Here is a 26,059-nt window from a genome sequence, read left to right as displayed (position 1 = left end):
GTCCACGGTACAGTAATAACGACAATCATTCTCAAGAAGGAGTCGTCATGAAGGTCCGTGCTTCACTCAAGTCCCTCAAGAATCAGCCGGGTGCTCAGGTGGTCCGCCGCCGCGGGAAGATCTACGTCATCAACAAGCAGAACCCCCGTTTCAAGGGTCGCCAGGGCTGAGCGCGCCGCGGGCACAGCCGTGCGAGTTGCATCAGGTGATGCGAGAGCCCCACTCGTTCCGGAGCATGATGAACCGGCGGCGAGTGGGGCTGTTGTCTGCTCGTTGAGTCTGATAACGATTCTCATCCGGTATTGTCGAGGCATGCGTAACCGTCGTCGTCTGATCCCCGCCGCTTTCCTCGCGGTGCCCGCCCTTGCTCTCGCCGGATGTGGTTCTGCGGGCGACCAGGGTGACGACGTCGCGTCGGGCGATGCCGCAACGGATGAACCCACGGCGCCCACGTTCCGCATCGTCGCGTCAACGAGCGTCTATGCCGACATCGCTCAGAAGATCGTCGGCGACGCCGCGGTTGTTGAGGCGATTATCGACTCGGCATCGCTTGATCCCCACGCCTACGAGGCAACGGCCCAGGATCAGCTGACGATCCAGGACGCCGATCTGGTCATCATGAACGGCGGCGGCTATGACGTGTTCATGGAGGGTCTGATCGAGCGGGCCGCCACCGCGAACGTCATCGAGGCCGTTGAGTACAGCCACGACTATCCCGGCGGTCACGAACACGCGGACGACGATGACCATGATCACGACGACCATGATCACGACGATCACGACGACCACGGTCACATTCACGGCTTCAACGAGCACGTCTGGTACGACCCGCACACGATCGAGCACCTCGTCGAGGCGATTCGCGACACCGTCGCGGACCTCGAGCCCGAACTGGCCGAGATCGTCGTCGACGGCGCGGACGAGGTTATCGCGAACATTGCGTCTCTCGAGGACAGGCTGTCGAGCCTCGAAGATGCGCACGCGGGGGCCACGGTGTTCTTCACGGAGCCCGTTGGTGGTTACCTCGCCGAAGCCGGCGGTCTGATCGATGTCACGGTGGACGGTTTTGCCGAAGCCGTCGAACACGGTCAGGATGTCTCGCCGGCGGTTCTGCTGGCCGCCCTGACGGCTCTGGAAGAGGATGACGTCGACGTGCTCGTCGCCAACGCCCAGACCGGCGGCTCGGAGACGGAGCGAATGATCACCGAGGCAGAGTCTCTGGGAATTCCGGTGATCGAGTTCACCGAGACGCTTCCCGACGGCCTCGAGTACTTCGGGTGGATGGACGCCAACATCGACGCACTGATGGACGCGCTGGGCTAATCCCGCCTCCGAGGCTCTGAGAGGGGCGCAGGTTCCCAGCCGCCGTATTGAGAATCATGATTATGGTGGTCTGGTGACGGAACCCGTTCTGCAGATTGCCGGTGCCGGTCTTCGGCTACGCGGCCGCGACCTTTGGCAGGGCCTTGACCTCTCGGTGGCGCCCGGCGAGCTGATCGCCGTTCTGGGCCCCAGTGGCTCGGGGAAGACGTCGCTGTTGCGCGCGATTCTCGGCCTGCAGAGCCTCAGCGCCGGTGACATTCGCGTGAACGGCCGCCCTGTGCGCCAGGGAAACAAGCGGGTTGGTTATATCCCGCAGCAACGTCCCTTCCCCCTGGGCACGAACATGCGGGGCCGTGACCTTGTCGCCCTCGGTGTGAGCGGCGCGCGTTTCGGTGCGCCGATTCCGCGCCGCGGCGATCGCGCCCGGACGGAAGCCCTGCTCGAGGCCGTTGGGGCATCGTCCTTCGCAAATGACCCCGTCGGGTCGTTGTCGGGTGGCGAACAACAGCGGTTGCGTGTGGGACAAGCGCTCGCCGATAACCCGGATCTGCTGCTGTGCGACGAGCCGCTGTCCAGCCTCGATCTGGCCAATCAGCGCGCCGTCACGCGCATCATCGACCGCGAACGTCGCGACAGGGCCGCCGGTGTGGTCCTCGTGACCCACGACGTCAACCCGATCCTCGACATCGTCGACCGCATTTTGTACATCGTCGGCGGCCGTTTTCGGCTGGGAACACCGGAAGAGGTGCTGCGAACCGATGTGCTCACAGATTTGTACGGGGCGCCTGTCGACGTGATTCGCGCCGCGGGTCGCCTGCTGGTCGTCGGAATTCCTGACGCCGAACCGCATCACCCGCATCACGAGCATGACCACGCCGACGATCAGGGAGTTCTCTGAGATGGCCACGATTGTTCCGGCTCTCGGGTGGAGCGACGTGCTCTCGTTTGAGAATTACGGCGCCCTGCTTCAGCTGATGATCAACCCGCTTATCGCGGGAACGGCGCTCGGTATTGTCGGCGGTCTCATCGGAGTCTTCGTGATGCAGCGCGATATGGCGTTCGCGGTGCACGGCATCAGCGAACTCTCCTTCGCCGGCGCAGCGGCGGCGCTGCTGTTCGGCGGTTCCATTGTGCTCGGTTCGCTGGGCGGGGCGATCGTGGCGGCGCTGCTCATCGGGCTCCTGGGAGCCAGGGCGCGCGACAGGAACTCCATTGTCGGTGTTCTCATGCCGTTCGGCCTGGGCCTGGGCATCCTGTTCATCTCGCTCTACGAGGGCAGATCAGCTAACCGCTTCAGCCTGCTGACCGGCCAGATCGTTTCGGTGTCGAGTCTGGACCTGAACTGGCTCGTCGGCATCAGCGTCGTCGTGCTGGTCGGCCTCATCGTCGTGTGGAACCCGCTGAGGTTCGATTCGCTCGACCCGCAGGGCGCGGAGGCCCGCGGCCTGCCCACAGGTGGCTTGAGCATCGTCTTCATGCTGTTGCTGGGCGCGATCGTCGCGGCGGCCGTGCACGTGATCGGCGCGCTTCTGGTGATGGCGCTGCTGGTGACCCCGGCCGCGGCGGCAATGCGCGTGAGTAACAACCCGGTGGTTGTTCCGCTGCTGGCGGCGCTGTTCGGCTTCGTGTCCGCCGTGGGCGGGATCCTGCTGGCGATCGCGGGAACGCTTCCCGTGAGCCCCTACATCACGACGATTTCGTTCACCATCTACCTCGTGTGCCGCATCACCTCGGCCTGGCGCGGACGCGTGGTTCACATCCGACTCCAGGCACTCGGTGCGGACGAACTCAGCACCGCAAAGTAGGGTTCGCACTATGGCACAGCGCAACACTTGGCAGAAGGAACGCGTGCGCGAGGCGCTCGGAGAGTCCGACGGTTTCGTGAGCGCGCAGGACCTCCATGCTCTGATCCGGGAGGACACCGGTATCGGGCTGGCAACCGTGTACCGCGCGCTTTCGTCACTCGCAAAGGCGGGTCAGGCGGACAGCCTGCAGAGCCCCGACGGTGAGAACCTCTACCGGGCGTGCGTGATGGAGGGCCACCACCACCACCTGATCTGCCGCAGCTGCGGTCGCACGGTGGAGATCGAGGCGACGGCCGTTGAGAAGTGGGCGCACGATGTCGCGTCCGAGAACGGCTTCACTGAGGCCGAGCATGTGGTCGACGTTTTCGGCCTCTGCGCCGACTGCGCTGCCAAGCGAGCGTAAGGTCCGAGCGTTTGTCCGAGCAGATCGCGCCCGCGCGTGATCGTCGCGAGGCCGTAGATCTGTACGGAAAGCCCCGCGGCGCCCGCCGAAACGGTCGTGCTCGCGCGATCTGGACGGCCATCGGCATCGGGGCGCTCCTCGTCGCGGCCACCTTCGCCGCCGAGCGATGGATCCCTCAGATCTTCGACGCACCCCTGCCGGACCGTGCGCAGGATGGGCTCACCCTTGCTCTGAGCGTCCTCATCGAGTCGATGCCCTTTGTCGCACTCGGCGTCTTCTTGTCGATCGTGATTCAGGTGTGGGTGCCAGCGCACATCATCCACCGTCTGCTTCCGAAGCGCGCCTGGGCGCGGCGCATGGTGATGGCCGGACTGGGCATGCTGATCCCCGTGTGTGAGTGCGGAAACGTGCCCTTCGCGCGCGGGCTCATGATGCGCGGGCTCACCCCCGCCGACACGCTCGCCTTTCTCGTTGCTGCACCGATCGTCAATCCGATCGTCATTATTACGACGCATCAGGCGTTCGGCTGGTCGGACGGCATTCTCGTCGCGCGCATTCTGGGCGGCTACGTTGTCGCGCTACTGATCGGCTGGCTGTATAGCCGGTACCCCAATCCGGAAGGGATGCTCACCGAGAAGTTCCAGATGGCGTGCGACGCTGCTGCGAGCGAAACGGGTCCGCGGTGGCGACTGAGTTTGGCGCAGTTCGTCATCGAGCTGCGCGCGGTGATGCCTGCCCTCATCATCGGTTCGGCAATCGCGGGGGCGGTGCAGGTGATGATTCCGCGCAGCATTCTGATCGCGATCGGTGCCAACCCCGTGTTGTCGGTCGTCGCGATGATGCTCCTGGCGCTGACGGTGGCGATCTGCTCGAACGTGGACAGCTTCTTCGCGCTGTCCTTCGCCTCCACCTTCACAACCGGTTCGCTCGTCGCGTTCCTCATCGTCGGCCCCATCGTTGACGTGAAGATGATCGCCCTGTTGCGCACGACGTTTACCACGCGCGTCATTGCGGGCCTCACAACGGTCACACTGCTGTTCGGCTTCGCGGTCGGGGTGGTGATGAACCTTGTTCTCTGATCAGCGTGCGCGGGCCCTCGGGGTGCGCTGGCTCGGTGTGGGGCTCTCGACGGTGATGTCGGTTGTGACGGTGGCGCTCACGGTGACGGGGCGCCTGCACCTGTACATCAACCCGGCGCAGGCGTGGTTCGCGTGCGGCATGGCGGTGTTGTTGCTCCTCGGCGCGATCGCGTCGTTTGCCCTTCCGCTCGGCGATGAGGAGGACCACGGTCACGCAGAGCACGAGCACCACCGCGGCGCTCCCGCACGAGGGACGTTCGTGGCAACGGTCGCGGGCGGGGTGATCGCGTCGGCGGTGGCCATCAGCGCGCTGATCCTTCCTCCCGCGACGCTGTCGGCCGAGGTCGCCATGGATCGAGATTCGGGAACGGCGCCCCTCTTCGCCGGCGCGGACGAGATTCAGCTGGGTCTCGTCGACACATCAGGCTTTGGGGTCGGCGACTGGTCGGCGGTGTTTTCAACGGCGACGAGCCCCGAGCGCTACGAGGGGGAAAACGTGCGGCTGACGGGCTTTGTGACTCCCGGAATGAACGGCTCTCTCAACCTCAACAGGCTCGTCATCACGCACTGCGTTATCGATGCGCAGACGGCGGCGCTCCCGCTGGCCGATGCCGATGCGATTCAGGGGCTCGAAACGGGCGAGTGGATCGAGATGACCGGCGCGATCACAGTCAACAGCGCGGGTGGTCTGGTGATCACCCCGGCATCAATCGACCGCGTTGACGAGCCCGAGGATCCGTATGAGTACTAGTCGCCGGATGCGACGACGGCGACGCGGGGGCTTTCTGCTGGCCTTCGGGGCGGTCGTGGGCGGTCTGGCACTGGTATCGGCGGTGGGCACCGTTGCGGGCCTGACACAGGGACCGCGGCTGACGGATGTTCAGGTGGATCCGGCCGCGTCAATTGCGGAGTCGGGAAGCCGCGTCATTCTCCGCGCGAACCAGGCGCTGACCGCGATCGACCCCGATCAGGTCACGATCATGCCCGAGACTGAGTACACCCTCGACGCCGCGGGGCGCACCGTTGGGGTGCGGTTTCCGACGGCACTCGATGCCGACACGACGTACTCCGTGAGCATTGGCGGAGTCATCGGCGCGGGAGGCGGCCCGGCGTCCACTCTTGAGACCAGCTTTACGACCCCGCGCGCGAGCATTCTGGTGGTGGAGCGCGACGGCAACGGCCCCGATGAGATCCGGCAGGTCGAGATCGGCGGCGACAGCACCCGCGTCATTCTTCGCGCTGACAGCATCGACGATTTTCGTGTGACGAGCCGCTATCTGATCGCGTCGATCGTCGAGGGGGAGGCGATGCGCCTGCTCGTGGTTGATCGTGAGGCCGGCGCCGAGGGGGAGGCGCAGCGCACGGTGGACGTTCCGCTTCCCGGGGAAGGGACGGTGACGGGGCTGCAGGTATCGGATCGCGGTGAGCTCTACGGGTTCACGTTCACGGACCGGGGCATCTCGGAGGGCTCAGGCCGCGCGAACGTGTTGTTCACCGGCTCCCTGCGTTCGGCTTTCGCCGGCGATGAGCCGGAGGCAGTTGTTGTGGGGTCAGATGAGCCGAGCATCGACCGGTGGCGCTTCGTCCCGGAGACATCGTCGCTGTTGCTCAATGATTTCGACGGTGACCTCACCCTGGTCGACCTGACCAATGCCGAGGCGGATGCGACGTCGTTCGGTGTGGCGCTCGGCATTGAGGGAGTGGCCAGATCGACCTACACGGCCCTGATCGAGCACGCTGAGCAGGGTTTTATCGAGCTCGATCTGGCGACGGGCGAGTCGCGAACGCTGGACGATGTCGACCTCGGTGTGGAGACGACGCTGGGGCACATTCTGCCGATTCCGCAGGGAACGCTGCGCAGCTACGCCGAGATCGAAGACAATCTTCCGACGCGAACGCTCGTTGTTGCGGTGACGGGCGAGGATGACCAGGTGACGGAGCTTGCTGAGGTCCCGCAGCAGGATGCGGTCCTGCAGGTGTGTGCATCGCCGAGCGCGCAGTATGCGGCGGTCACGGTGGCTCCCGATTTGCCGAACAATCGCTACGATGATCTCGTTCAGCGCATGCCGGAGCGCGTCGAGACGCGAGTTGTGGACGTTGCCTCGGGGGAGACCGTGACAACGGTGCCCGGCTTCGGCGCCAGCTGGTGTGATGTTGGCCCCTGGTAAAGCCTTTGCCTCTCGGGGCGGCCCCGAGAGTGATCATCGTGGCCGTGTCCATTGCGGATAGGGACAGCCCCCTCTCCCCATCAGCGTTTCTGCAACACGCCCGGGCCGTGGTAGGATCGTTCGTTGGCTGTGCACGCTCCTGTGCGCATGCCGCGTGATCCCCTCCCGACACAGCCCTCACGGGCGGGAGATGGATCGCGCAGACAAGAGATCTTGGGTGGTCCCATCGCGGATCACGGTATTGAAGGAGAGTGAACCATGGCAGCTGTGTGCCAGGTGACAGGAGCCATCCCCGGCTTCGGTCACAACGTTTCGCACTCGAACCGTCGCACCAAGCGTCGGTTCGACCCGAACGTGCAGAAGAAGACATACTTCGTTCCGTCGCTGGGCCGCAAGGTCACGCTGAACGTTTCCGCTAAGGGCATCAAGGTGATTGATGCTCGTGGCATCGAGTCGGTCATCAAGGACCTGATCGCGAAGGGTGTGAAGCTCTAATGGCGAAAAAGTCTCAGGATGTTCGTCCGATCATCAAGCTCCGCTCGACCGCGGGCACGGGCTACACCTATGTGACGAAGAAGAATCGTCGCAACAACCCCGACCGTCTCGTGCTCAAGAAGTACGACCCGGTAGTCCGCAAGCACGTTGACTTCCGAGAGGAGCGCTAAGCATGGCGAAGAAGTCGAAGATCGCAAAGAACGAAAAGCGCAAGGTTATCGTCGAGCGCTACGCCGAGAAGCGTGCCGAGCTCAAGAAGACCCTTGTTGACCCGAACGCATCGGATGAGGCTCGCGAAGCCGCCCGCGTTGGCCTGCAGAAGCTGCCCCGCAACGCTTCGCCGGTCCGCGTTCGCTCGCGCGACGTCATCGATGGCCGCCCCCGCGGTGTCCTGACGAAGTACGGCATCTCGCGTGTCCGTTTCCGTAGCATGGCGCACCGTGGTGAGCTGCCCGGCATCACGAAGTCCTCGTGGTGAGCTAAAGCTCAACTGCTGAAAGGCGGGATCTCTTCGGAGGTCCCGCCTTTTTGCTTTCCTCGAAAGTACCTATCTAGATAGGTATATGCTGGCCCGCCCGCACTGACGCGTCCCAGAGCACGTGCCAAAGAAGGCACTCTCTAGGACTCACACCGTTCGCGAGGTTCGCGACCTGCGATCGCACCTCGAACATGCCCCGATGTCCGTCTATCAGTGGCTGATCGTCGCCTGCGCCGTTCTTCTCAGCGCCACCCTCGTCGGTATGGCGATCGGCGCATTCACGATCGGCCGGCTGGCCGACACCTTGGGCCGTCGCTGGACGGTTGTCGGCTCCGCGGTGGTCTCCACCGTCGGGATGTTCCTCGCGGCATCGTCGCAGGACGTGGTTCAGCTAGGCGTCTGGCGGGTGCTGACCGGCCTCGGCGTCGGCGGAATCCTGGCGAGCATCACCGTTATCACGTCCGAGTACTCCTCCGGCAGGTGGCGTGGCCTCGCCATCGGCGGCGCGGCGCTCGACGCCGGCTGGACTAACGTCATGTTGTACACCGGAGCGGCCGTTTTGTTGCTGTTCGGAGCGGTCGCCGTGTTCTTCCTGCGGCGTATCCCCGAAGCCCCTGATGAGGTGTGAATCGGGCCGCTTTTGCCCCGCACGGTTCGCCTGGGGCGAAATTCGTGCCGACACGCCGTGCAGATTCCTCTGAAATCCGCGGAAATACGCGGAAAACCAGGGGAAGCGGCTAGTTTTGTGCTCGGTCACCTGACCGCCCGGGGGTACATGCCTTCGGTCCACTGAATCGTTGCGGCGCACTCGTGCCGCTGGAGGAAGACAATGGCCGACAAGAACATCACCAAGACCGAGCTCGTCGCGAAGATCGCCAGCGCCACCGGTGAGAGCCAGGCCACCGTTTCGGGTGTGCTCGACTCCCTCTTCGGAACCGTCTCCGAGGCTGTCGCCGCGGGCACGAAGGTCTCGATCCCCGGATGGCTCTCGTTCGAGCAGGTCGACACGGCTGCGCGCACGGGCCGCAACCCCCAGACCGGCGAAGAGATCAAGATCCCCGCTGGCAAGCGCGTCAAGGTCACCGCTGGCTCGAAGCTCAAGGCAGCCGTTAAGTAATTCGGCTCCCTTTTCACGCGAACGGCGCTCTCCTTCGGGAGGGCGCCGTTCGCGTTTTCGCACAGTGATGGCAAAGGGGCGGACATTAGTGTGTAGCGGGTGATCTCTCCGCGCGCGCTGCGGGCCGTCGGGCCCGGAATCCTCGTCGCCTCCGCGCTCGTCGCCGTCGTTTTTGCGCTGCGAATGACGGGCGGCGCCGCGCCGAGCGCGCTCCAGGACGCCGGGGCGATCGTGCGGTGGGGTCTTCCCATCGCCAAGATGCTCGTGAACGTTGCCGGCGCTGTGATGCTCGGTTCGATCGTTCTCGCGCTGTACGCGCTGACAACCACCGACAAGGCCTTTGCGCGGGCCCTCGACACGGCCTCGATCGGCGCGGCCCTGTTCACGGTCGCCTCCGGCGCAACGGCTTTCTTCAACTACCTGCGCGGCTTCAACCCCGAGTTGTCTCTCGGGCCGGAGTTCGGCGAGCAGCTCGGTTCCTTCCTCACGAATTTCGAGCTGGGCCAGGCATGGCTGCTGCAGACGGTCGCCGGCGCGATCGTCACGGTTCTTGCTTTTGCCGTGCGCGGATGGACGTCGACGCTGCTGACGGGAGTGCTCGCCGCGGCGAGCATGGTGCCGATGGCAACGCAGGGGCATTCCGGAGAGCTGTCAGACCACAATCTCGTCGTGATGTCGATGATTCTGCACATCCTCGGCGCTGCCGTGTGGTTGGGCGGAATCGTCGCGCTGGTGGCGATTCGTCCGTCCTTTGCGCAGGGGCAGATGCGTGCGGTGCTCGAGCGCTACTCGTCACTCGCCCTGGTCTCGTTCATCGTCGTGGCCCTCTCGGGCGTTCTGCGGTCGTTTTCCGCCATCGACAACCTGACCGAACTGGTCACCCACCCCTATGGCCTCGTTCTCCTGGCCAAGATCGTCGCGCTCGTCGCCATGGGCGCTCTCGGCGCCTGGTATCGCCGCCGCCTCATCGCGTCGAGCGCCGAAAAGCGCGGCGCGTTCTGGGGAGTGCTGACGGTCGAGATCGTGCTGATGGGTATCGCCTCCGGCGCCGCGGCCGCCCTTGCGCAGTCGCAGCCGCCCGTGAGTCTCGTTCCGCCTGCGACGCCAACGGCTGCGCAGATCCTCACCGAGTCCCCGCTTCCTCCGCCCCTCACCGTCCAAACGTTCTTCACCGAGTGGGCGATCGATCCGCTCTGGTTGCTGGTGGGCGGCTTCGGCATCGCCTTCTATCTGCTGGGCGTCCGGCGGCTGCGCCGACGCGGCGACAGCTGGTCGCCGTACCGCACCGTGATGTGGGTCCTGGGGATGCTCACGCTGATCTGGGTGACCAGCGGCCCGCTGAACGCCTATGGGCACTACCTGTTCAGCGTGCACATGTTGCTGCACATGCTGCTCTCGATGGCGATTCCGCTGATGCTCGTTCCCGGCGCCCCCGTGACTCTGGCGGCGCGCGCCATCGACAAGCGCTCCGACAACAGCAGAGGCGGGCGCGAGTGGATTCTCTGGGCCGTTCACAACCCCCTCGCCAAGGTGCTCACGCATCCGCTCGTTGCCGCCGGCATCTTCATCGGATCGCTGTGGGTGTTCTACTTCACCGACCTGTTCCGCTGGAGCCTCTACTCACACTTTGGCCACGAGTGGATGGTGGCCCATTTCCTCATCTCCGGCTATCTCTTCGTGATGTCGTTGACCGGCATCGACCCGGTTCCGCTCCGTCTGCCGTATGCGGGGCGCCTCGTGACGCTGATCGTCGTGATGGCCATGCACGCGTTCTTCGGCATCACGATCATGAGTCAGGACTCACTCATGGTCGCCGAATGGTTCGGGTCGATGGGACGGCAGTGGGGTCCGACGCCGCTCGAAGACCAGTACACCGGAGGCGGGATCGCCTGGTCGGTGGGCGAGATTCCCACGGTCATCACGGCGATCACGGTGGCGATCCAGTGGAACCGTCACGATGAGAAGAAGCAAAAGCGCCGCGACCGGCACGCCGATCGCACCGGCGATGCCGAGCTGGAGGCGTACAACGACCGGCTCGCGAAGATCGCGGCGCGCGACGCGAGCCGAGGGCTGTAGCGGCTACGGAGTTCGTTGCTGTGGGTCGCTGAGCGACGTATCTCGGATCAGCGCACGGATTTGTGTGCGTGCTCCTGACGAGCAGCTCGCCGGGCCACGATGCTTACCCCACTTGCGAAGAGGAGGCGTCCGGCGAATAGCGCAGCCCACACGGGCAGAGCACTGGCAGTGCCCGTCAGGACCAACACAAGAAAGATGACGGGAACGACACCCCCGTACACGGCAAAGAGTACGGGGGCTACGGTAGCTGGACCGTATTGCACCTGAGCCAGTGCGTATGCGATGCCGGCGAACGGTTCGACGAGGAGCTGTCCGAAAACCATGAGTGCGATCGGGAGGCGAATCTCCTCGGGAAGCATGATCATTGCCAGTGCGGCGGCGATGATTCCCGCGATAAGACAGGGCAAAAACGCTTTTTGTCGCGATTCGCGGGCAGAGCTGACGTCTCCGCCTCCGAGAAGCAACGATCGCCCGGCAACGAGACCAAACTGCTTGAGCGGGATAACCACGAGCCGCATGAACGAGACGATGAGCGCTACCGCCGCACCATCGGAAACACTGTGGGTCATCGCAACATAGGTTGCAATGAGAAACACCATCATGAAGACAAGGCCGTCAACGCCAGCGAGCGCACGGTCTCCGATCTCCCTCAACCGGGGGATCTTCCATGGCGGTGCATAAGTGCCACGAATCGACACGCCGAATGTGCGCGACACGAGCCGTGCCCGCCAGCACAGGACGCCGACACTGATCAATGCCTGTGATGCGCCCAGCAGGCATAGCGCCACGATGAGGCTGGGCCGGAGGAGCACGATCGCTAACGTTGCGCCCGCTTGAAGGGCGGCGATGATGATGTTCGCGAACAAGACCTCCTTGTCGCGGTTGTACGCCTGCATGGCGCCGAAGAGCACGTTTGAGATGGGGAACGATGCGATCCACGGCACGAGAGAAAGAAGGTATGCCGTTGTGGCGCCGCCCGTAGCAGGGAGAAAGAGGTGTGCTGTGGTCGCGAACAGGCACACAACGAGAACCCCCAGAACGGCTATGAACGCCGCAACCTGATTTTCCTGCCGGAGTGCGTCCCGCAACTGTGAGCCTTCCGCTCCCTCACGCCGCAGCCGTGCGAACGTTCGCACGGACATGACGGTGCAACCCGCCGAGAGCGCGACGGCGAGACCGATGTAGTTGACACCGGTTCCCACGACGAGACCACCGATGTCGCCATACCCGACTCGGAAAATCACGACTGAGACGAATCCAGAGATGAGCGGACCCATGGATGCCGCGGCGAGCATCAAAGCTCTGGAAACAAGAGTCATCTACATTCCGACTTACGACGTGAGGGATTCTAGCTTTCGTAAGTTTTCGCGAGTGATATCAAAACGAAAGTATTTCTTATCGTACGACTTGCCTTTGCAAATCTCGAAGTAGCACCAGAAAGACCTTGCCGAGGGGCGACAGATCGCCGAGATTGTCGTGGAGGCGTTCCATACCTGCCCGATCCCCGAGATCGCTCGGCTCGACCGCACACTCCGCCGCTGGAAGGATGCGTTCCTCGCCTACTTCACCACCAGCCGCGCGAACAACGTTGGCGCCGAAGCGGTCAACGGAATCATCGAGCTACACCGCGGGCTCGCCAGAGGATTCCGCAACCGACACAACTACCGCCTCCGCATGCTCCTCGCCGCCGGTGGCCTCATCCCATGACCCCACCGGATGTCGGAAGAGTCGCTAGAAGCCGCCAGCCGAGTAACCGCGACAGGACTGGTTACGCGGTCTGATCACGTCGGCCTCGATTTTACAGCGATCCATCAACGGAACGTTCGAGAGGGACTACAGCGAGCGATGCCACGACGCACGTGAAGAGCATGGCGCCGACCGCGGCGCCCGTAGCGTAGACGCTCTTCGTCATGAGCAGGACGCTGAGTACAAGGGTGCCCGTGGTTGCCCCCGCAGCGATAACCGCGCCCGACCGCGCAACGGCACGCCGACCGATCCGCCTCAGGACACGGTGGGTGAGTGCTCCGCCCAAGAATGAAGCTGTGCCCGCAAGCGAACCCACAAGCGCCGCGCCCGCCCCCACCCACACGACAAAGCCGCTGCCGTCAGAAACGACAATCGCATACCCTGCACCGACAACCGCACCAACCACTGCGGAGAAGAGCGTTGCCATCAAAAAATGGCCGAGCCCTGGCGCCTCAGAGATCGCGAGTCCATGCTTCTTCCCTCCTACTTCGCGTTATTCAGGTTTGTGGCGAATTTCTGCCAGTTTTGAGCGGCGCCCGCTCGGTAGCGAGCATTACGGCAGATCGAGATCGGCCTTATTGATCACGATCTCCACCGATCCGCCCTCGTGGATCTCAACCGTTCCATCCATCGCGAAGTGCACGTCTTCGTCCACCTGCTCCATCACGCCGTCGAAGTAGCGCTGCATCGTGAGGGTGAGGTGCATCACGCCCGTGGTGGGGGAGATCCGCCAGCCGTCGCCATCGGGCACAAGAGCCGTCTGCGGATAGCGAGCGACGGTCCACTCGATATCCGGCTGGGCGATGCCCCATGACCCGTCGTACTCGAACGGGCAGTCTTCCGGTTTCAGGCGTCTCTGCACGGTGCACACCTCGTCGAAGTGGCGCTGCACACCGTCCTGCACCAGCTGGCTGAGCTCGGCCGTCGGCAGAGCCTGCACGTCGATGTCGACGACGTCGAGGGCGGCCTGAGCGCGCACCGTTTCGGGAGACGCGGCGGTGGCGGCGGTATCGACCGACACCTCGTACGCACCGGGGGCGAAGGCGAGCATCGGAATCGGCTCGAGGGGGTCGGCGTCATACCCCGCGAACGAGACCTGGCGCTTGTCCATCTCGAACCCATTGATCGTGTAGCGCCACGACCCGCGCACGGTCACATCGATCACCGTCATCGGCGATGTGGTGAACGCCCAGTCGGGAACGAGTCCCGCCCAGCCGGTCCGCGTCACGGAGAACGTCATCGCGCCGGGGACACCATCGATGGTGTATTCCACGTCGACCTCGACGGCGTCATCACCCGTGCGGCGCTCAGCGACGGCTCGGATGTCCTCAATGTCGCTCGTGAGTGTTGCCGACCGCAGCAGCGCCGCGGAGGCATTGGGGTATCCCGCGGCCTCGAGCTGCGTGAAGTCGGGGTCGACGCCGGGCATCGCCAGCGCACCGGATGCATCGCCATCGGCGATCTTGTGCACATACCGCTCCGCGAACGCGCTCGCACTCCAGAAATTCTTGTGGAGAACGAAGAAGGACGCGACGATGGCGGCGATCAGCGCGAGCAGCAGCAGGATCGCGAGCACCAGTCGCAGCACAGGGCGCGACGGAGCCGGCGAAACGGCAGGCTGCGCGACAGATCCGACTGGCATAACGCTAAGTGTAGGAACGCGTCGTTGTGGAACAGCTATCCGCCAGCCGTTCGTTGTCGGACCGTTTCGTGAGCACGGGCGAATATCCTGGAGGAATGGCCGCTCCCACCCTCTCCGCCGAACAGGAAGCCCTGTTTCGGCTGATTGAGGACACCCGAGAGCATGTCTTCGTCACGGGGCGCGCAGGAACAGGAAAGTCAACGTTGCTGCGGCACCTGCTGCGCAAGACGAGCAAGCAGATCGCCGTGTGCGCACCCACCGGTGTTGCGGCGCTCAACGTCGAGGGTCAGACGATCCACTCCCTGTTCAAATTGCCGATCGGCCTCATCGCCGACGGCGATATCGACCAGAACTCGGCAACCCGCAAAATTCTGGGCGCGATCGATACGCTCGTCATCGACGAGATCTCGATGGTCAACGCCGATCTGATGGACGCGATCGACCGCTCCCTGCGGCAGGCGCGCGCACGGCGCCGCGAGCCGTTCGGCGGTGTGCAGGTGGTGATGTTCGGCGACCCCTACCAGCTGGCACCGGTGCCCCCGCGCGGTGACGAGAAGCGCTACATCGAGGACCACTACCGGTCGTTCTGGTTCTTCGACGCGAAGGTGTGGGCGGGAGAGAACTCGTCTGACGGTGTCCTCGAGATGGGCCGGCATGGCGCCGAACTGCACATCCGAGAGCTCACCGAGATTCACCGTCAGTCCGACGACGGTTTCAAGACGATGCTGAACGCGGTCCGCTACGGCAGGGTCACGGCAGATATCGCGTCAACGCTGAACGAGATGGGCGCGCGCACGCCGCCCGAGGACGTGGACAATCCGATCCTCACGCTCGCCACGCGCAACGACCGCGTCAACGCGATCAACGCGAAGCACCTCGCGGCGCTCCCTGGAAAGTCGCAGACAGCGGTCGCCGAGGTCAGCGGCGATTTCGGCCGGGGTGATGCGTATCCGGCGGATGAGAACCTCGAGCTGAAGGTGGGCGCGCAGGTGATGTTCCTGCGCAACGATTCCGCCTCGGGCGGTGAGCCGCCGCGGTGGGTCAACGGAACGCTGGGAACAGTCACGCGCATCCTCGGTGACTCTGTGCGCGTCGAGGTCGGTGACGAAGAACACGATGTTGAGCCCGCCGTCTGGGAGAAGCACCGCTACGCGTATGACTCGCTCTCCAAGAAGCTCTCCAGCGAGATCGCGGCGGAATTCACGCAGTTCCCGCTGCGGCTGGCCTGGGCCGTGACGATTCACAAGTCACAGGGGCAGACCTACGATCGTGCGGTTGTCGACCTCGGCGGCGGCGCGTTCGCCGCGGGACAAACCTACGTTGCGCTTTCTCGGCTGACATCGCTCGAGGGCCTGTACCTCGCCCGTCCGCTGCGCCCGAGCGACATCCGCGTGGACGAGAACGTGCGGCGATTTATGAGGGCTGCATGGGAACGTCAGGGACACGAGATGCGGGTCGCTGCCACATCGTAGCGCGCGGCTAGACTCAGTGCATTCTGTCTTTTCAGGGGGTTTCATGTGCGTGATGCACCGCCGCGGTCGCGTTCTCGCCGCTGGCGCGACGCTGGTCGCCGCCAGCGTCGTTCTGGCCGGTTGTACGGGTCAATCCAACGATCCTGCTCCCGCCGAGATCACCAATCCTCTTCCGGATGACATCGTCTCGCAGCTCGAAGACGCAACAACGAGGGCGATGGCTGCCACCGGTGCTCCCGGCGCCATTGCGGGCGTGTGGGTGCCATGGGCTGGCGAGTGGATGACGGGCCTTGGCGAGACCGCACCAGGGTCTGGCGAGCAGCCGGCGACGGATATGACCTTCCGTGCCGGCGAGATCACGCGCTCGATGACGTGTGATGTTCTCTACGAACTTGACGACGCCGGCCGTGTTTCGCTGAACGATCCCGTGATGAAATACGTGCAGAGCACTCCGCAGCTCGACGAGATCACACTCGTTGACCTCTGTGACGGCGTCGCCGGAATCGCGGCATCGGAGCCCCTGCTGTGGAACCAGATCAGCAGCAACCGCGACCGGGTGTGGAAGCCGCGCGAGTTCGCGGCGGCCGGTCTCGGCCGCGGCATGGGTGAGTACGGTGTCTGGCGCGACTCCGACACGTCGTACTTCCTGCTCGGGATCGCGCTCGAGAACGCGACGCGAACGAGCATGGCTGATCTCTACACCGAGTACGTCACGGCTCCGCTGGGTCTCACCGACACACAGCTGCCATCTGCCGCTGCCGGAGAGCCGGGCGCGCGGCCCCTTCCCGGCCACTACACATCGTTTGCCGCTCGCAAGAACAACTGCGTGGCTGAGCCCGGCGACGTCACAACGCTGTCGTCCTCCATCGGATACGCCAACGGCGGTGTTGTGACGACGCTGCCCGATCTGCGTGACTATGCCTTCGACCTTGCGCGCCGCGCCGGAACATCCGAGGACCTCGGCGATCGGTGGGCGAACTCGTTGCCGACGAACTCCGACGGTGATCAGTGGGTGCGGTACGCGGGCGGAGACCTGATGTACGGGCCCATGATCGGCCAGGCCGGCGATATCGTTGGCTACTCCACGGCAGCGTTCTCCGATATTGACACGGGCCTGACGGTGGCGGTCGTGCTCAACAACTCTGCCGGCGGAAACGAGCTGGCGGGGGCTCTCGCGCGCGAACTCGCTGCCATCGCTGCGGAGGTCCCCGGCACCGAGGATCGCACCGTGAGCTTGCCCTGGACGATCGACCAGGCGCGCTCGGCCGTCAACGACGCAGCAGTCTGCCCCATCGACTGACATGCCGGTTCCTGCCTGGGCACTTTTTGTCTGGGTCGGGCTCGCCTGCCAGGAGGTGGGCGCCGCGTTCGCGGTGCTCCTGTTTCCGGAGGCGGGCCCGCTCGGCATGGTCTTGCTGCACCAGGCGATGAGCGTGCTGGAAGTCGTCGGCCTCGTCCTCGTGATCATCGCTTCGGCGGGAGCCGTGCTGATGAAATGCGTCCCGCCGCCCGTTCGGTCGCTGACGGAGTCGCCCTAGTTTCCGCGCACCATCCGCGAGAGTTCGGCGACGATCGTTTCCCGGCGTCCGTCCGGGTACGGCGCCTGCTGCATCGCCTCGTCGACCCAGATGCCGTCGGCGGCCGCGAGAGCGATCTGCTGGGTGATCGTGAGGGTCGAGACATCCCCGATCCACTTCTCGCGAAGCGAGGTCCAGATTCCGACGTAGCGGTCGTCGCGCATCACATCGACGAGGACCGAGAGGTCGCCGGCCGCGGTGATCTCATAGCCCGGGTCAACGCACGAGAGAAGGAACGCGATGATGCGGTCTTCGCGGGTGGCATCATCGAAAGGCACGCCGAGGTGGCGGCTCGCGTCGGCATCCCACTCGTCGATCAGCTGTTGTACGACGGCCCGCACCAGGTCGTCCTTGGAACGGAAGTGATAGATCACTCCGCCCTTCGTCTTTCCCGCAGTTTCGGCGACGGCCTCGAATGTGAGTGCGGCGAGGCCCGTGTCGGCGGCCAGGCGCAGTGCGGCCTTGACCACCTCCTGCTTGGCGCTGGGGCGACTCATGCCCTCACGCTACCGCGCGTTCGCGGGCATCCGGTGTGGGCTATGCGCCGACGTAGCGGCCGGGGCGGTGGTTCAGCGCGAGAATCAGGTTCATGACGATCGCGCCGATGGCGGAAGCGAGAACGTGGGGCCAGTCGGCGACGAAGAATGCGCCGAGGACGACGCAGGCGTCGAGAACCATCAGCACGTACCCCGCTCGGACGCGCGCGAAACGCTCTTGCAACACGAGCGCGATGATGTTGAACCCGCCCAGGCTGGAATTGTGTCGGAACACCATGAGAACGCCGACGCCCGCGAGAATCGCCCCCGTGACCGCGGCGTAGAAGGGGTTCAGCTCCAGGCCGGAGAAGAAGCCCGTCATCCCGTGTACGGCGGAGAAGAGGGAAACGAGGGCGACGGAGATGCCGCTGCGGATGGTGAAGCTCCATCCCTTGTCGCGAATGGCGAGCAGGAAGAACGGCAGATTCACGAGGAAGAAGATCATCCCGAACGAAATCGGCACGACATAGCTCAGCAGGAGCGACAGCCCGGCCGTGCCACCCGTGACGTCACCTCCGGCCCGCAAGATGAACAGGCCGAGCGAGACAATGAACGCGCCGAACAGGATGCTCAGAATGTCCTCAAGCGGCGAGTGCTTGAGGATGCGCGGGTCGATTGTCTGAGGGGAAGTCACGAGTCGTATCGTCGCCGCGTTTTACAGTGAGCGCAAACTGGAATCTCAAACATGATCATAATGATCAAAATAGCGGCCCAGGATGGGTCGCGACCGGGCGGGAACGTGCGAAACGGGCGCCAGCCGGATATGTCCCTAGTGGGTATCGCCAGCGGGTTCGCGCAGATCCCTCGTCGTGCCGAGGGTCGTGCGGATCGCGATGCCGATCGCGCGAACGAGATCCGCGTGGGCAATCGACGGGGCGCCATCAGGGGCCGTTTCCGCCGACCAGGGAACGTGGATGAAGCCCGCACGTGCATCCGTGGTCGCGGCGGCATCCGCCGCGACGTAGAACGTGTGATTGCACACAAACGTTCCCGCCGTATCGGAGACGGCGGCGGGAATACCGGCCCGTGTGATGTCGCGCACGATCGCCTTCACGGGAAGGGTCGCGAAGTGTGCGGCCGGGCCTCCGGGAACCGACGGCTCATCCACGGGGCGCGCTCCCGCGTTATCGGGGATCCGAGCATCGCGAAGGTTAATCGCGACGCGCTCCGGAGTGACGGCGGTGCGCCCGCCGGCAAGTCCCACCGCGATGATCACATCGGGAATGTGTTCCGCGATCAGCTCTCGCAACCGGGATCCCGCCGCGTCGTACGCGACGGGAAGGATCTCGGTGACAAGCCGCTCTTCTCCCTCCCACTGCTGTGCAACATCGCGGACGACCTCCTCAGAGGGATTGCGCGCATCGCCGGCAAAGGGGGAGAACCCGGTGAGAAGGACGGTTGTCATCCCTCCAGAGTAGAGCGGCCATCGCGTCACTCAGCCGATCAACGACGGCCGCAGATCCCGCAGGGTGCGCTGCCGCGTCATCCGCGCGAGCACCACAAACGCCACGATGAGCGCCCCGATCAGCCATGCCATCAGCGACCACACATCCGCCCAGGCACGCGCCATGTCACCGCCGTACATCAGCTGGCGCATGCCGTCCACGGAATGACTCATCGGCAGCACCTGGTGCAGGGTGCGTAGCGGCGCGGGAAGCGTCTGCCAGGGGAACGTGCCGCCAGCGGTCACCAGCTGCAACACCATCATCACCAGGCCGAGGAACTGACCAACGCTGCCGAGCAGAACGTTCAAACACAGGATGATCGCGGCGAAGGTGACGGACGTCAGAACCATGAAGGCGAGCATCGGGCCCGGCATCGCGATCTCGTATCCCAGCCCGAACGACAGCACGCTGAACACGGCCGCCATTTGCAGGGCGCCGAGCAGGGCGGGCGTTGCCCATGCGCCCAGCGTGATCGGCAGGGGACGGCGTAGCGCCGTCACGGCCCGCTGGGAGTATGGCTTAACGATGAGGAAGAGGGCGTAGATGCCGATCCATCCCGCAAGGCTGATGAAGAACGGTGCCATCCCGGCGCCATAGGAGGACGCCTCCGTGAAGGCAGAACTCGACACCGTGACGGGATCGGACATCATCGCCGCGGCGGTCCCACGCTCTTCTTCTGACTGATCGGGAATGTCGGAAACGGCATCGGACAGCCCGGAAGCCAGCTCCGCCGATCCGCTCTCGAGCTCACCGAGCCCATTCGCCAGGTCGTTCGACCCATCACGCAACTGGTCGAGTCCGCCCGAGAGGTCGTTTGCGCCGCGCGCGGCGCTGGCGATTCCGTCGGTCAGAGCGGGGATCCCGTCGGAGAGGCGCTGCGTTCCCTCCGCCACCTGGCGGGAGCCATCCGCCAGTTGTTGCACGGCGCTCGCCGCCTCCTGTACCTGCGTGTTCGCGTTCGTCAGCTCTTCGCGCCCGGGGGAGACAACGCCGACAATCGCGGCGATCTCTTCCTCACTGAAGCCCTGTTCCGTCAGGCGCGCGCGCATATCGTCTTCCGTGGGGAGAGCGTCGATGGCCTGCCCCACACGTTCCGCCGCGGGCGTGACGGCCTGAGCGAGCTGCGCGTTTCCATCGGCGACCTGGTGGGCGCCATCGTTGAGCTGCGAGATCTGGCCGGGAAGCTCCGCGGCAGAAGAGTTGAGGGTGACAAGTCCGTTCGCGAGATCGCGCCCGCCGTCGGCGGCGCTGCCCGTGCCATCGGCGAGTGTGGTTGCGCCGGTGTGCGCGGATGTGGCGCCCTCCGCGAGCTGGTCGGCGCCTGAGGCGGCGTCGACCAGGCCGGAGCGAACCGTTGCCAGCCCGTCGAGCAGTGTGCGAGCCGCCGTTTCTCCCACCTCCTGCGTCAGGCTCTGGCGCACGGAATCGGTGACCTTGTCGGCAATGGTGCGAGCGATGTAACTGTTGGAGTCGTTCGTTGTGAGCTCGACGACGGCGCGCGTCGGATCGTCATCGGCGATCGAGGTCAGGTTCGTCGAAAAGTCGGGTCCCAGGGTGACGATGAAGTCGTATTCGCCGGTTTTCAGGCCAACCGCCGCGGTGTCGGACGTTGTGACCTGCCAATCGAGCGTGCCGTCGTCGAGCAGGTTGTCTCGGACGGTTTCGCCGTAGTTGACGTGTTCGCCGTCGTCATCCGTCGCTCCCGTGTCTTCGATCACGAGGGCGGCCGGAACGTCATCGAGGTTTCCGTAGGGGTCGTCATTGCCCCACAGGTACAGGCCCGAGTACAAAACGGGGATCATCATCAGGGCGACGAGCGCGAGAATCGCCATCGGAGACGATGTCAGGCGCCGCAGTTCGGTGCGAATGAGGGCGATGGTTTTCATCGTGCGGTTCTTTCTGGCTGCGCGATCGAACCGGCCGAGGCGAGAACGATGACGGCGTATCCGCGGGCGGCCCAGGCGTTCGCCGTGCCCAGCCAGCCGCTGGCGTCGCCGCCGTGCCGGTCGGGGGTGACGAGGATGAGGGCGTCCACATCGGGGTGTGACGCGGCTGTGCGCGTCAGAACGCGGGTGCGTGCGCTGGGGGACAGCTCGCTGATCGGTGTGCGGGCGTGATCGGCCAGGCCCTCGTCGGCGATGAGTCGGCGGGTTGCGGCCTGCGGGCGTCGGATGCCGGCGAAGGTGAGTTCCTCGCGCACGACGGCGGCGAGGGAGAGGCCGTCGGCTGGCGCGCTGGCGTCAGGCGCATCGACAACCGCCACGCGCGTGCGCAGGGCGCGAGGATCGTGCTGTCCGTCGATCGTGACCTCGCCCGCATCTGGTGCCATGCGACCGGAGAGAATCAGGGCGAGCAGTGTGGGGCGCTGACCGCTCTCGACCGGGACAACAGTGACCTCGCCGGTGGAGGCGTGCACGCTCGTCTCGGTGAGGGGCCCCTTGGCGATTCCGCGTGCGGAAATTCTCATGCGACCTTCCTGATGGCGGCGTCGGCGTCCCGCCACGAGAGGCCGGCGATGCCGAGCGCGGTGGTGATCACCAGGCGCTGAGCTTCGTCATCGGGGATATCGCGGGTGACGACGGTGTCGAGAACGGCCAGAGCCGAGGATTCGATGAGCCGTGCGATCACCTCGGGATCAGCGTCCCTGCGAAGCGATCCGTCCTGGGCGCCGCGGGTGACCCCGTCGCGAAGGGACCGGCGAATCAGTTCTAGGCCGCGAGCCGCCGTGCGATCGAGCGGGCTGCGGACGATCATCCTGGCCACGAGCTTCACATGCGCGATCTCTTGCCACACGGCTGCGCCGATGCGGGCGATGTGCAGGGCGGGATCGTCGTCGCGGACTCCCTGCACGGCCGCGGAGATGCGGGCGGCGCCGCGGTCCACAAGAACGGCGAGCATCTCATCGCGCGAGGCGAAGTGGCCGTATACGGCGCGGCGCGTAAGCCCCGCCTCGTGCGCGATGGCGTCGAGCGAGGCGTTGGGTGAGGTCCGGAAGACGCGTGCCGCCGCTTCAAGCAGTGCCTCGCGATTGGCGACGGCGTCTCGGCGGCGCGGACGTGAAGGGGAGCTCATGCCCCCAAGCGTACTAACTTGCACATCGTTGTGCAGGTTAATTCAGCAAACTCTTGACAAATGCCGCAGCGTCGAACAGGCGGAGCGGCGGCTCGCCGCGCCCGTGCGGTCGGCTCGCGCCTCGTTCGCGAGCGGGGTGGTTATTGGCGCACCGTCGGGCGCCCGGCCTCGCGAGCGCTGCCCGGGTTGCCGAGTGGCGTGTTTATTGGCATGCCACTCGAAGGGGTGTATGCCGCTCGCGAGGGGGCGTCTTGGTGCCGGGCGCGATGCCGGCACGCACCGCGCGAATGCAAAGGCCCCGCTCACCCTGTCGGGCGGCGGGGGTGCTACTCGGGAAAATCCCTGGTTGGAGGGGCTGACGGGAATCGAACCCGCGCTGTCTGCTTGGGAAGCAGAAGTTCTGCCATTGAACTACAGCCCCGTGCGGTCCGGGCGTGCGCTCGGACCAGACGATCGGCACGAGCCTACCGGCCGCCGAACCCTGCGGCAAACCTCACGCCGCGTCGACGGGCGGGGTGCTGTCGCGGAGGATCACCTGGGCGGCGAGTGGGGCGGGCGGTGTCCACGTCTCGGCGACGACGGCGCGCACGGCCTCTTCGCCGAGTTTTTCGAGGGGCGCGTGAACCGTGGTGAGGCCGGGAACGATGTCGCGGCCCGAGTCGATGTCGCCGAAACCGGCGATCGCGATGTCGGTTCCCACCTCGAGGCCGGCGGCGCGGACAGCGGACATGGCGCCGAAGGCGACGACGTCGGTGATGCCGAACACGAGAGTTCCCGGGTGCACGCCCTGTTCGAGCGCCGACGCCATGGCGGTGTACCCGCTGTCGCGGGAGAATCCGCCGCGGACGATGAGCGGGGCGTTACCTCCGGACGCGACGAAGCCTTCCTGGAAGCCCGCCAGGCGCTCGTCGCTGGTGACGAGCCCTTCTGCTGCTCCGATGAGGATCGCGTTGCGGTAGCCGATGCCGGACAGCGCTTGTCCCAGTTCTCGTGTGCTGCCGAAGTTGTCGAGGGTGAGTGTGCGCGTCTGCATGCCGTCAGCGGGCGCGCCGATCGACACGACGGTTCCGCCGGCCGCTTCGATGTCGCGCAGCACATCGGTCAGGGCGGGGCTGTGGTGGCGCGCCGAACGGGAGGCGGCGAGGACGATGCCGCGGGGGCGCTGCCCGCGCAGTGCTCGCACGAGTCGCGTTTCACGTTCGGCTTCGCGTTCGGTGATGCCGATCGTCATGATCAGCCGCTCTTCGTCTGCCGCGCGGGCGACACCGGCGGCGATCTGCGAGAAGTAGGGGTCGGCGATATCGGCGACCAGCAGCGCGAGGGTTGCGGAGGTGCCGCGCGCCGTTGCCTGAGCGGACATGTTCGCGGAGTAGCCGAGCTTTGCGGCGGCCGCTTCGACGCGTTCTCGGTAGGAGTCGGCGACTTTTCGCGCGGAGCCGTTGAGAACGCGCGATGCGGTGGCAAGCGACACTCCCGCCTCGCGTGCGACGTCGTGGAGCGTCGCCGCGCGCGAGGCGGGAGTGTCGGTCATGCGGATCAGGATACTGGCGTGTTGCTGAGGAACGGTGCTACGGCTCGCTCGAAGCCATCGATCGTACGGCGAACGGCCTCGGCGGGGTCGGTGTCCCAGATCTCCTGGCTCAGCAGTTCGACCTCGACATCACCGGTGTACCCCGTGGCCTCGACGGCCTTCGTGAAGGCGGCGAAGTCGATGACGCCGTCGCCCGGGTAGTGACGCGAGAGCAGCACGTCAGCCGCGAGCGGTGTTTTCCAGTCACACACCTGGTACGAGGCGATACGGCCCTCACGGCCGGCGCGCGCGACCTTGTCGAACACGTCCGGGTCCCACCACAGGTGGAAGGTGTCGACCGTGACGCCGACGACCTCGGGGGCGAAGTCCGCCGCGATGTCGAGCGCCTGATCGAGCGTGGAGAGCACTGCCCGGTCCGAGCAGTACATCGGGTGCAGAGGCTCGAGCGCCAGCTGCACACCGTTGGCCTCGGCGTGCGGGGCGAGCGTGGCAACGGCATCCCGCACGCGCTCGCGGGCGCCGACGATATCGCGCGATCCCTCGGGCAGACCGCCGACGACGATCACAAGGGCCGCCTTCGATCCGGCTGCTCCGGCGGCTGCCAGCGCGGCTGTTTCGTCGATGGCCACGCGGTTGTCGTTGAGCGCCGCCTGGCGCGCGGGTCCGGGCTCGGCCGTGAACCAGCCACCGCGGCAGTGTGTCGAATAGCGCAGGCCCGAGTCGGCGATCATCTTGACCGATTCGTTCAGGCCAGCCTCCTGTACCTGCTCGCGCCACAGCCCGATCGACTGGATTCCGGCGGCGCTGACGACATCGATCGCCTGCGCCACCGTTGTGTACTTGATGGTCGCCTGATTGATCGATAGGCGGGGGTGCGGGGTTGTCATGCGTCCACTCCGTTCAGGCGGAGCAGGCTGTGCCAGCGTTCCGCCGCCAGGTCGGGCTTTTCGAGCGCGTGCGCCGCATTGGCGAGGCGCACGATCTCGCTGAGGTGCGGCAGGCTGCGCGCGGAGTGCAGGCCGCCCACCATCTGGAATGCCGTCTGGTGTCCGTTGAGCCAGGCGAGAAAGGCGACGCCAGTTTTGTAGTAGAACGTCGGCGCCGCGAATACCTGCCGGCTGAGGGCTTCCGTGGGTTTCAACAACTCGTAGTACCGATCGGCGTCGCCCGCGTCGAGCGCCTGGATCGCCGCGGAGGCGACGGGCGTGATCGCGGCGAACGCGCCGAGCAGCGCGTCTGAGTGGGTGCGGCTGGTGTCGGCGGACCGCGCCGGCTGGGCTGCCTGCGGAACGTCGGCGCCGCCGATGAGGCCAACATAGTTGAAGTCGTCGCCCGTGAACATGCGCACGCCCTCGGGGAGACGTTCGCGAACGGATACCTCGCTGGCGGCGTCGAGCAGGCTCATCTTGACGCCGGCGATCTTGGCCGGGGCGTGGTGGATGATCTCCAGAAGAACGTCCGACGCACCCTGCCAATCGGGCCACCCGAAGTACCCGGCAAGCTGCGGGTCGAAGGCGGTTCCCAACCAGTGCAGGACGATGGGAGTTGTCGCCTGGTCGAGAACGGTTCGGTACACGTGAAGGTAGTCCGCCGGCGACTGCGCAACGCGCGCGAGGTGCCGGCTGGCCATGAGAACAGGAACGGCGCCCTGTTCTTCGGCGTGGTGCAGCTGATACGTGTAGCCATCGATGATCTGCTGTAGCGAGATCATCTCGTCGTCGATGTGGTCGGTGTTGACGCCGACCGCGACGGAACCGCCCTCTTCCCGAGCTACCTGAGCGCTCCGGGCGATCAGCTCGCGCACAGCGGCAGGGTCGAGGCCCATGTTGCGCTGTGCCGTGTCCATGGCGTCGGCCACGCCGAGCCCCCAGGAGTACACCGCGCGGCGGAAGCCGAGCGTCTCATCCCAGTCGATGTCGGCGGGCTGACCGGGGGTGTTGTCCGCCCAGGCGATGGGCGTGACGTGCGCGGCCGCGTAGGCGACGCGCGAACGCAGACCCGCTGCGGGCTTCGTGAACGCGGGCGCCTCGTTCAGCGGTGCCGGGGTGACCTTGCCCGCGGCGTCGAGCAGTGCGAGTGTGTCTGCCATCGCGA

29 protein-coding genes, 1 tRNA gene and 1 pseudogene are annotated in these 26,059 nt (G+C 65.4%); 18 read left to right on the top strand and 13 right to left on the bottom strand.

Annotated features, from left to right (window positions below):
• The first annotated feature begins 47 nt into the window (after positions 1–47).
• From ykgO to G6N81_RS07270, 14 genes are all read left to right on the top strand, one after another.
• A complete protein-coding gene (gene ykgO / locus G6N81_RS07335; RefSeq protein ID WP_165135034.1) occupies positions 48–170 on the top strand; it encodes a type B 50S ribosomal protein L36 in 123 nt (40 codons plus the stop codon).
• Positions 171–312: 142 nt separating this feature from the next.
• Positions 313–1,323: a metal ABC transporter solute-binding protein, Zn/Mn family gene (locus G6N81_RS07330; RefSeq protein WP_165135031.1), complete on the top strand. Its 1,011-nt coding sequence runs from the start codon at positions 313–315 to the stop codon at positions 1,321–1,323.
• Positions 1,324–1,396: 73 nt separating this feature from the next.
• Positions 1,397–2,221, top strand: coding sequence for a metal ABC transporter ATP-binding protein (locus tag G6N81_RS07325; RefSeq protein ID WP_241244912.1), 825 nt, complete (start codon positions 1,397–1,399; stop codon positions 2,219–2,221).
• A 1-nt stretch (position 2,222) separates the two neighbouring features.
• Positions 2,223–3,128 (top strand): metal ABC transporter permease, encoded by a 906-nt coding sequence (locus G6N81_RS07320; RefSeq protein WP_165135028.1) that lies wholly within the window; start codon positions 2,223–2,225, stop codon positions 3,126–3,128.
• Between the two features lie 10 nt (positions 3,129–3,138).
• On the top strand, positions 3,139–3,531 hold the full coding sequence (locus tag G6N81_RS07315; protein ID WP_165135025.1) for a Fur family transcriptional regulator: 393 nt from the start codon (positions 3,139–3,141) through the stop codon (positions 3,529–3,531).
• A gap of 11 nt (positions 3,532–3,542) precedes the next feature.
• Positions 3,543–4,610 carry a permease gene (locus G6N81_RS07310; protein ID WP_241244911.1) on the top strand — a complete coding sequence of 356 codons (1,068 nt, stop codon included), beginning with the start codon at positions 3,543–3,545 and terminating at the stop codon, positions 4,608–4,610.
• Positions 4,600–5,361: a TIGR03943 family putative permease subunit gene (locus tag G6N81_RS07305; protein ID WP_241244910.1), complete on the top strand. Its 762-nt coding sequence runs from the start codon at positions 4,600–4,602 to the stop codon at positions 5,359–5,361. Before G6N81_RS07310 ends, G6N81_RS07305 begins: the two co-directional genes overlap by 11 nt.
• On the top strand, positions 5,351–6,778 hold the full coding sequence (locus tag G6N81_RS07300) for a hypothetical protein (RefSeq protein ID WP_165135022.1): 1,428 nt from the start codon (positions 5,351–5,353) through the stop codon (positions 6,776–6,778). The genes G6N81_RS07305 and G6N81_RS07300 overlap by 11 nt, the downstream gene beginning before the upstream one ends.
• A gap of 258 nt (positions 6,779–7,036) precedes the next feature.
• Positions 7,037–7,273: a 50S ribosomal protein L28 gene (gene rpmB / locus G6N81_RS07295; RefSeq protein ID WP_165135019.1), complete on the top strand. Its 237-nt coding sequence runs from the start codon at positions 7,037–7,039 to the stop codon at positions 7,271–7,273.
• Complete coding sequence (gene rpmG, locus G6N81_RS07290; protein ID WP_165135016.1) at positions 7,273–7,443, top strand: 50S ribosomal protein L33; 171 nt, start codon at positions 7,273–7,275, stop codon at positions 7,441–7,443. Before rpmB ends, rpmG begins: the two co-directional genes overlap by 1 nt.
• Before the next feature lie 2 nt (positions 7,444–7,445).
• Positions 7,446–7,751 carry a 30S ribosomal protein S14 gene (gene rpsN, locus G6N81_RS07285; protein ID WP_165135013.1) on the top strand — a complete coding sequence of 102 codons (306 nt, stop codon included), beginning with the start codon at positions 7,446–7,448 and terminating at the stop codon, positions 7,749–7,751.
• 199 nt (positions 7,752–7,950) lie between these two features.
• Positions 7,951–8,379, top strand: a complete 429-nt coding sequence (locus G6N81_RS07280; protein ID WP_165135010.1) for an MFS transporter — start codon at positions 7,951–7,953, stop codon at positions 8,377–8,379.
• A gap of 201 nt (positions 8,380–8,580) precedes the next feature.
• Complete coding sequence (locus G6N81_RS07275; RefSeq protein WP_165135007.1) at positions 8,581–8,868, top strand: HU family DNA-binding protein; 288 nt, start codon at positions 8,581–8,583, stop codon at positions 8,866–8,868.
• Positions 8,869–8,970: 102 nt separating this feature from the next.
• Entirely contained in the window at positions 8,971–10,944 is a 1,974-nt protein-coding gene (locus tag G6N81_RS07270) for a bifunctional copper resistance protein CopD/cytochrome c oxidase assembly protein (RefSeq protein ID WP_241245132.1), read from the top strand.
• 47 nt (positions 10,945–10,991) lie between these two features.
• On the opposite strand, the gene G6N81_RS07265 is transcribed toward G6N81_RS07270, so the two are convergent.
• Positions 10,992–12,263: a hypothetical protein gene (locus G6N81_RS07265; RefSeq protein ID WP_165135004.1), complete on the bottom strand. Its 1,272-nt coding sequence runs from the start codon at positions 12,261–12,263 to the stop codon at positions 10,992–10,994.
• Positions 12,264–12,417: 154 nt separating this feature from the next.
• On the opposite strand from G6N81_RS07265, the pseudogene G6N81_RS07260 reads away from it, so the two are divergent.
• Positions 12,418–12,651 (top strand): annotated as a pseudogene (locus G6N81_RS07260) (transposase); the annotation flags it as partial.
• Positions 12,652–12,742: 91 nt separating this feature from the next.
• Here G6N81_RS07260 and G6N81_RS07255 read toward each other — a convergent pair.
• Together G6N81_RS07255 and G6N81_RS07250 are read right to left on the bottom strand one after the other, a co-directional pair.
• Complete coding sequence (locus G6N81_RS07255; RefSeq protein ID WP_165135001.1) at positions 12,743–13,117, bottom strand: hypothetical protein; 375 nt, start codon at positions 13,115–13,117, stop codon at positions 12,743–12,745.
• A gap of 126 nt (positions 13,118–13,243) precedes the next feature.
• The gene (locus G6N81_RS07250) at positions 13,244–14,332 is read right to left on the bottom strand and encodes a hypothetical protein (RefSeq protein WP_165134998.1); all 1,089 of its coding nucleotides are present in this window, start codon (positions 14,330–14,332) and stop codon (positions 13,244–13,246) included.
• Between the two features lie 95 nt (positions 14,333–14,427).
• Between G6N81_RS07250 and G6N81_RS07245 the strand changes: the two genes are divergently transcribed.
• Genes G6N81_RS07245 through G6N81_RS12570 form a run of 3 tightly spaced genes read left to right on the top strand, consistent with a single transcriptional unit; the run spans position 14,428 to position 17,342 of the window.
• Positions 14,428–15,804, top strand: coding sequence for an ATP-dependent DNA helicase (locus tag G6N81_RS07245; RefSeq protein ID WP_165134995.1), 1,377 nt, complete (start codon positions 14,428–14,430; stop codon positions 15,802–15,804).
• 43 nt (positions 15,805–15,847) lie between these two features.
• Positions 15,848–17,104: a serine hydrolase domain-containing protein gene (locus G6N81_RS07240; protein WP_165134992.1), complete on the top strand. Its 1,257-nt coding sequence runs from the start codon at positions 15,848–15,850 to the stop codon at positions 17,102–17,104.
• Position 17,105: 1 nt separating this feature from the next.
• Positions 17,106–17,342, top strand: coding sequence for a hypothetical protein (locus G6N81_RS12570; RefSeq protein WP_206527851.1), 237 nt, complete (start codon positions 17,106–17,108; stop codon positions 17,340–17,342).
• On the opposite strand, the gene G6N81_RS07230 is transcribed toward G6N81_RS12570, so the two are convergent.
• From G6N81_RS07230 to G6N81_RS07185, 10 genes are all read right to left on the bottom strand, one after another.
• The gene (locus G6N81_RS07230) at positions 17,339–17,878 is read right to left on the bottom strand and encodes a TetR/AcrR family transcriptional regulator (protein ID WP_165134989.1); all 540 of its coding nucleotides are present in this window, start codon (positions 17,876–17,878) and stop codon (positions 17,339–17,341) included. The two genes, G6N81_RS12570 and G6N81_RS07230, sit on opposite strands and share 4 nt — an antisense overlap.
• A 40-nt stretch (positions 17,879–17,918) precedes the next feature.
• Positions 17,919–18,551 carry a YitT family protein gene (locus G6N81_RS07225; protein WP_241244909.1) on the bottom strand — a complete coding sequence of 211 codons (633 nt, stop codon included), beginning with the start codon at positions 18,549–18,551 and terminating at the stop codon, positions 17,919–17,921.
• 135 nt (positions 18,552–18,686) lie between these two features.
• Positions 18,687–19,322 (bottom strand): pyroglutamyl-peptidase I, encoded by a 636-nt coding sequence (gene pcp, locus G6N81_RS07220; RefSeq protein WP_165134986.1) that lies wholly within the window; start codon positions 19,320–19,322, stop codon positions 18,687–18,689.
• Between the two features lie 30 nt (positions 19,323–19,352).
• Positions 19,353–21,248 carry a YhgE/Pip domain-containing protein gene (locus G6N81_RS07215; RefSeq protein ID WP_165134983.1) on the bottom strand — a complete coding sequence of 632 codons (1,896 nt, stop codon included), beginning with the start codon at positions 21,246–21,248 and terminating at the stop codon, positions 19,353–19,355.
• Entirely contained in the window at positions 21,245–21,829 is a 585-nt protein-coding gene (locus tag G6N81_RS07210; RefSeq protein ID WP_165134980.1) for a P-loop NTPase family protein, read from the bottom strand. The genes G6N81_RS07215 and G6N81_RS07210 overlap by 4 nt, the downstream gene beginning before the upstream one ends.
• Positions 21,826–22,434: a TetR/AcrR family transcriptional regulator gene (locus tag G6N81_RS07205; protein ID WP_165134977.1), complete on the bottom strand. Its 609-nt coding sequence runs from the start codon at positions 22,432–22,434 to the stop codon at positions 21,826–21,828. Before G6N81_RS07205 ends, G6N81_RS07210 begins: the two co-directional genes overlap by 4 nt.
• 347 nt (positions 22,435–22,781) lie before the next feature.
• Positions 22,782–22,855, bottom strand: a tRNA-Gly gene (locus G6N81_RS07200).
• Between the two features lie 72 nt (positions 22,856–22,927).
• Positions 22,928–23,965: a LacI family DNA-binding transcriptional regulator gene (locus G6N81_RS07195; RefSeq protein WP_165134974.1), complete on the bottom strand. Its 1,038-nt coding sequence runs from the start codon at positions 23,963–23,965 to the stop codon at positions 22,928–22,930.
• Positions 23,966–23,970: 5 nt separating this feature from the next.
• Positions 23,971–24,852 (bottom strand): sugar phosphate isomerase/epimerase family protein, encoded by an 882-nt coding sequence (locus G6N81_RS07190; RefSeq protein WP_165134971.1) that lies wholly within the window; start codon positions 24,850–24,852, stop codon positions 23,971–23,973.
• Positions 24,849–26,054 carry a DUF993 family protein gene (locus tag G6N81_RS07185; RefSeq protein ID WP_165134968.1) on the bottom strand — a complete coding sequence of 402 codons (1,206 nt, stop codon included), beginning with the start codon at positions 26,052–26,054 and terminating at the stop codon, positions 24,849–24,851. Before G6N81_RS07185 ends, G6N81_RS07190 begins: the two co-directional genes overlap by 4 nt.
• Positions 26,055–26,059: the final 5 nt, after the last annotated feature.

It is taken from the genome of Microbacterium amylolyticum (assembly GCF_011046975.1).
GTDB classification, from domain to species: domain Bacteria; phylum Actinomycetota; class Actinomycetes; order Actinomycetales; family Microbacteriaceae; genus Microbacterium; species Microbacterium amylolyticum.
This window is presented reverse-complemented; position numbering and strand designations above follow the sequence as displayed.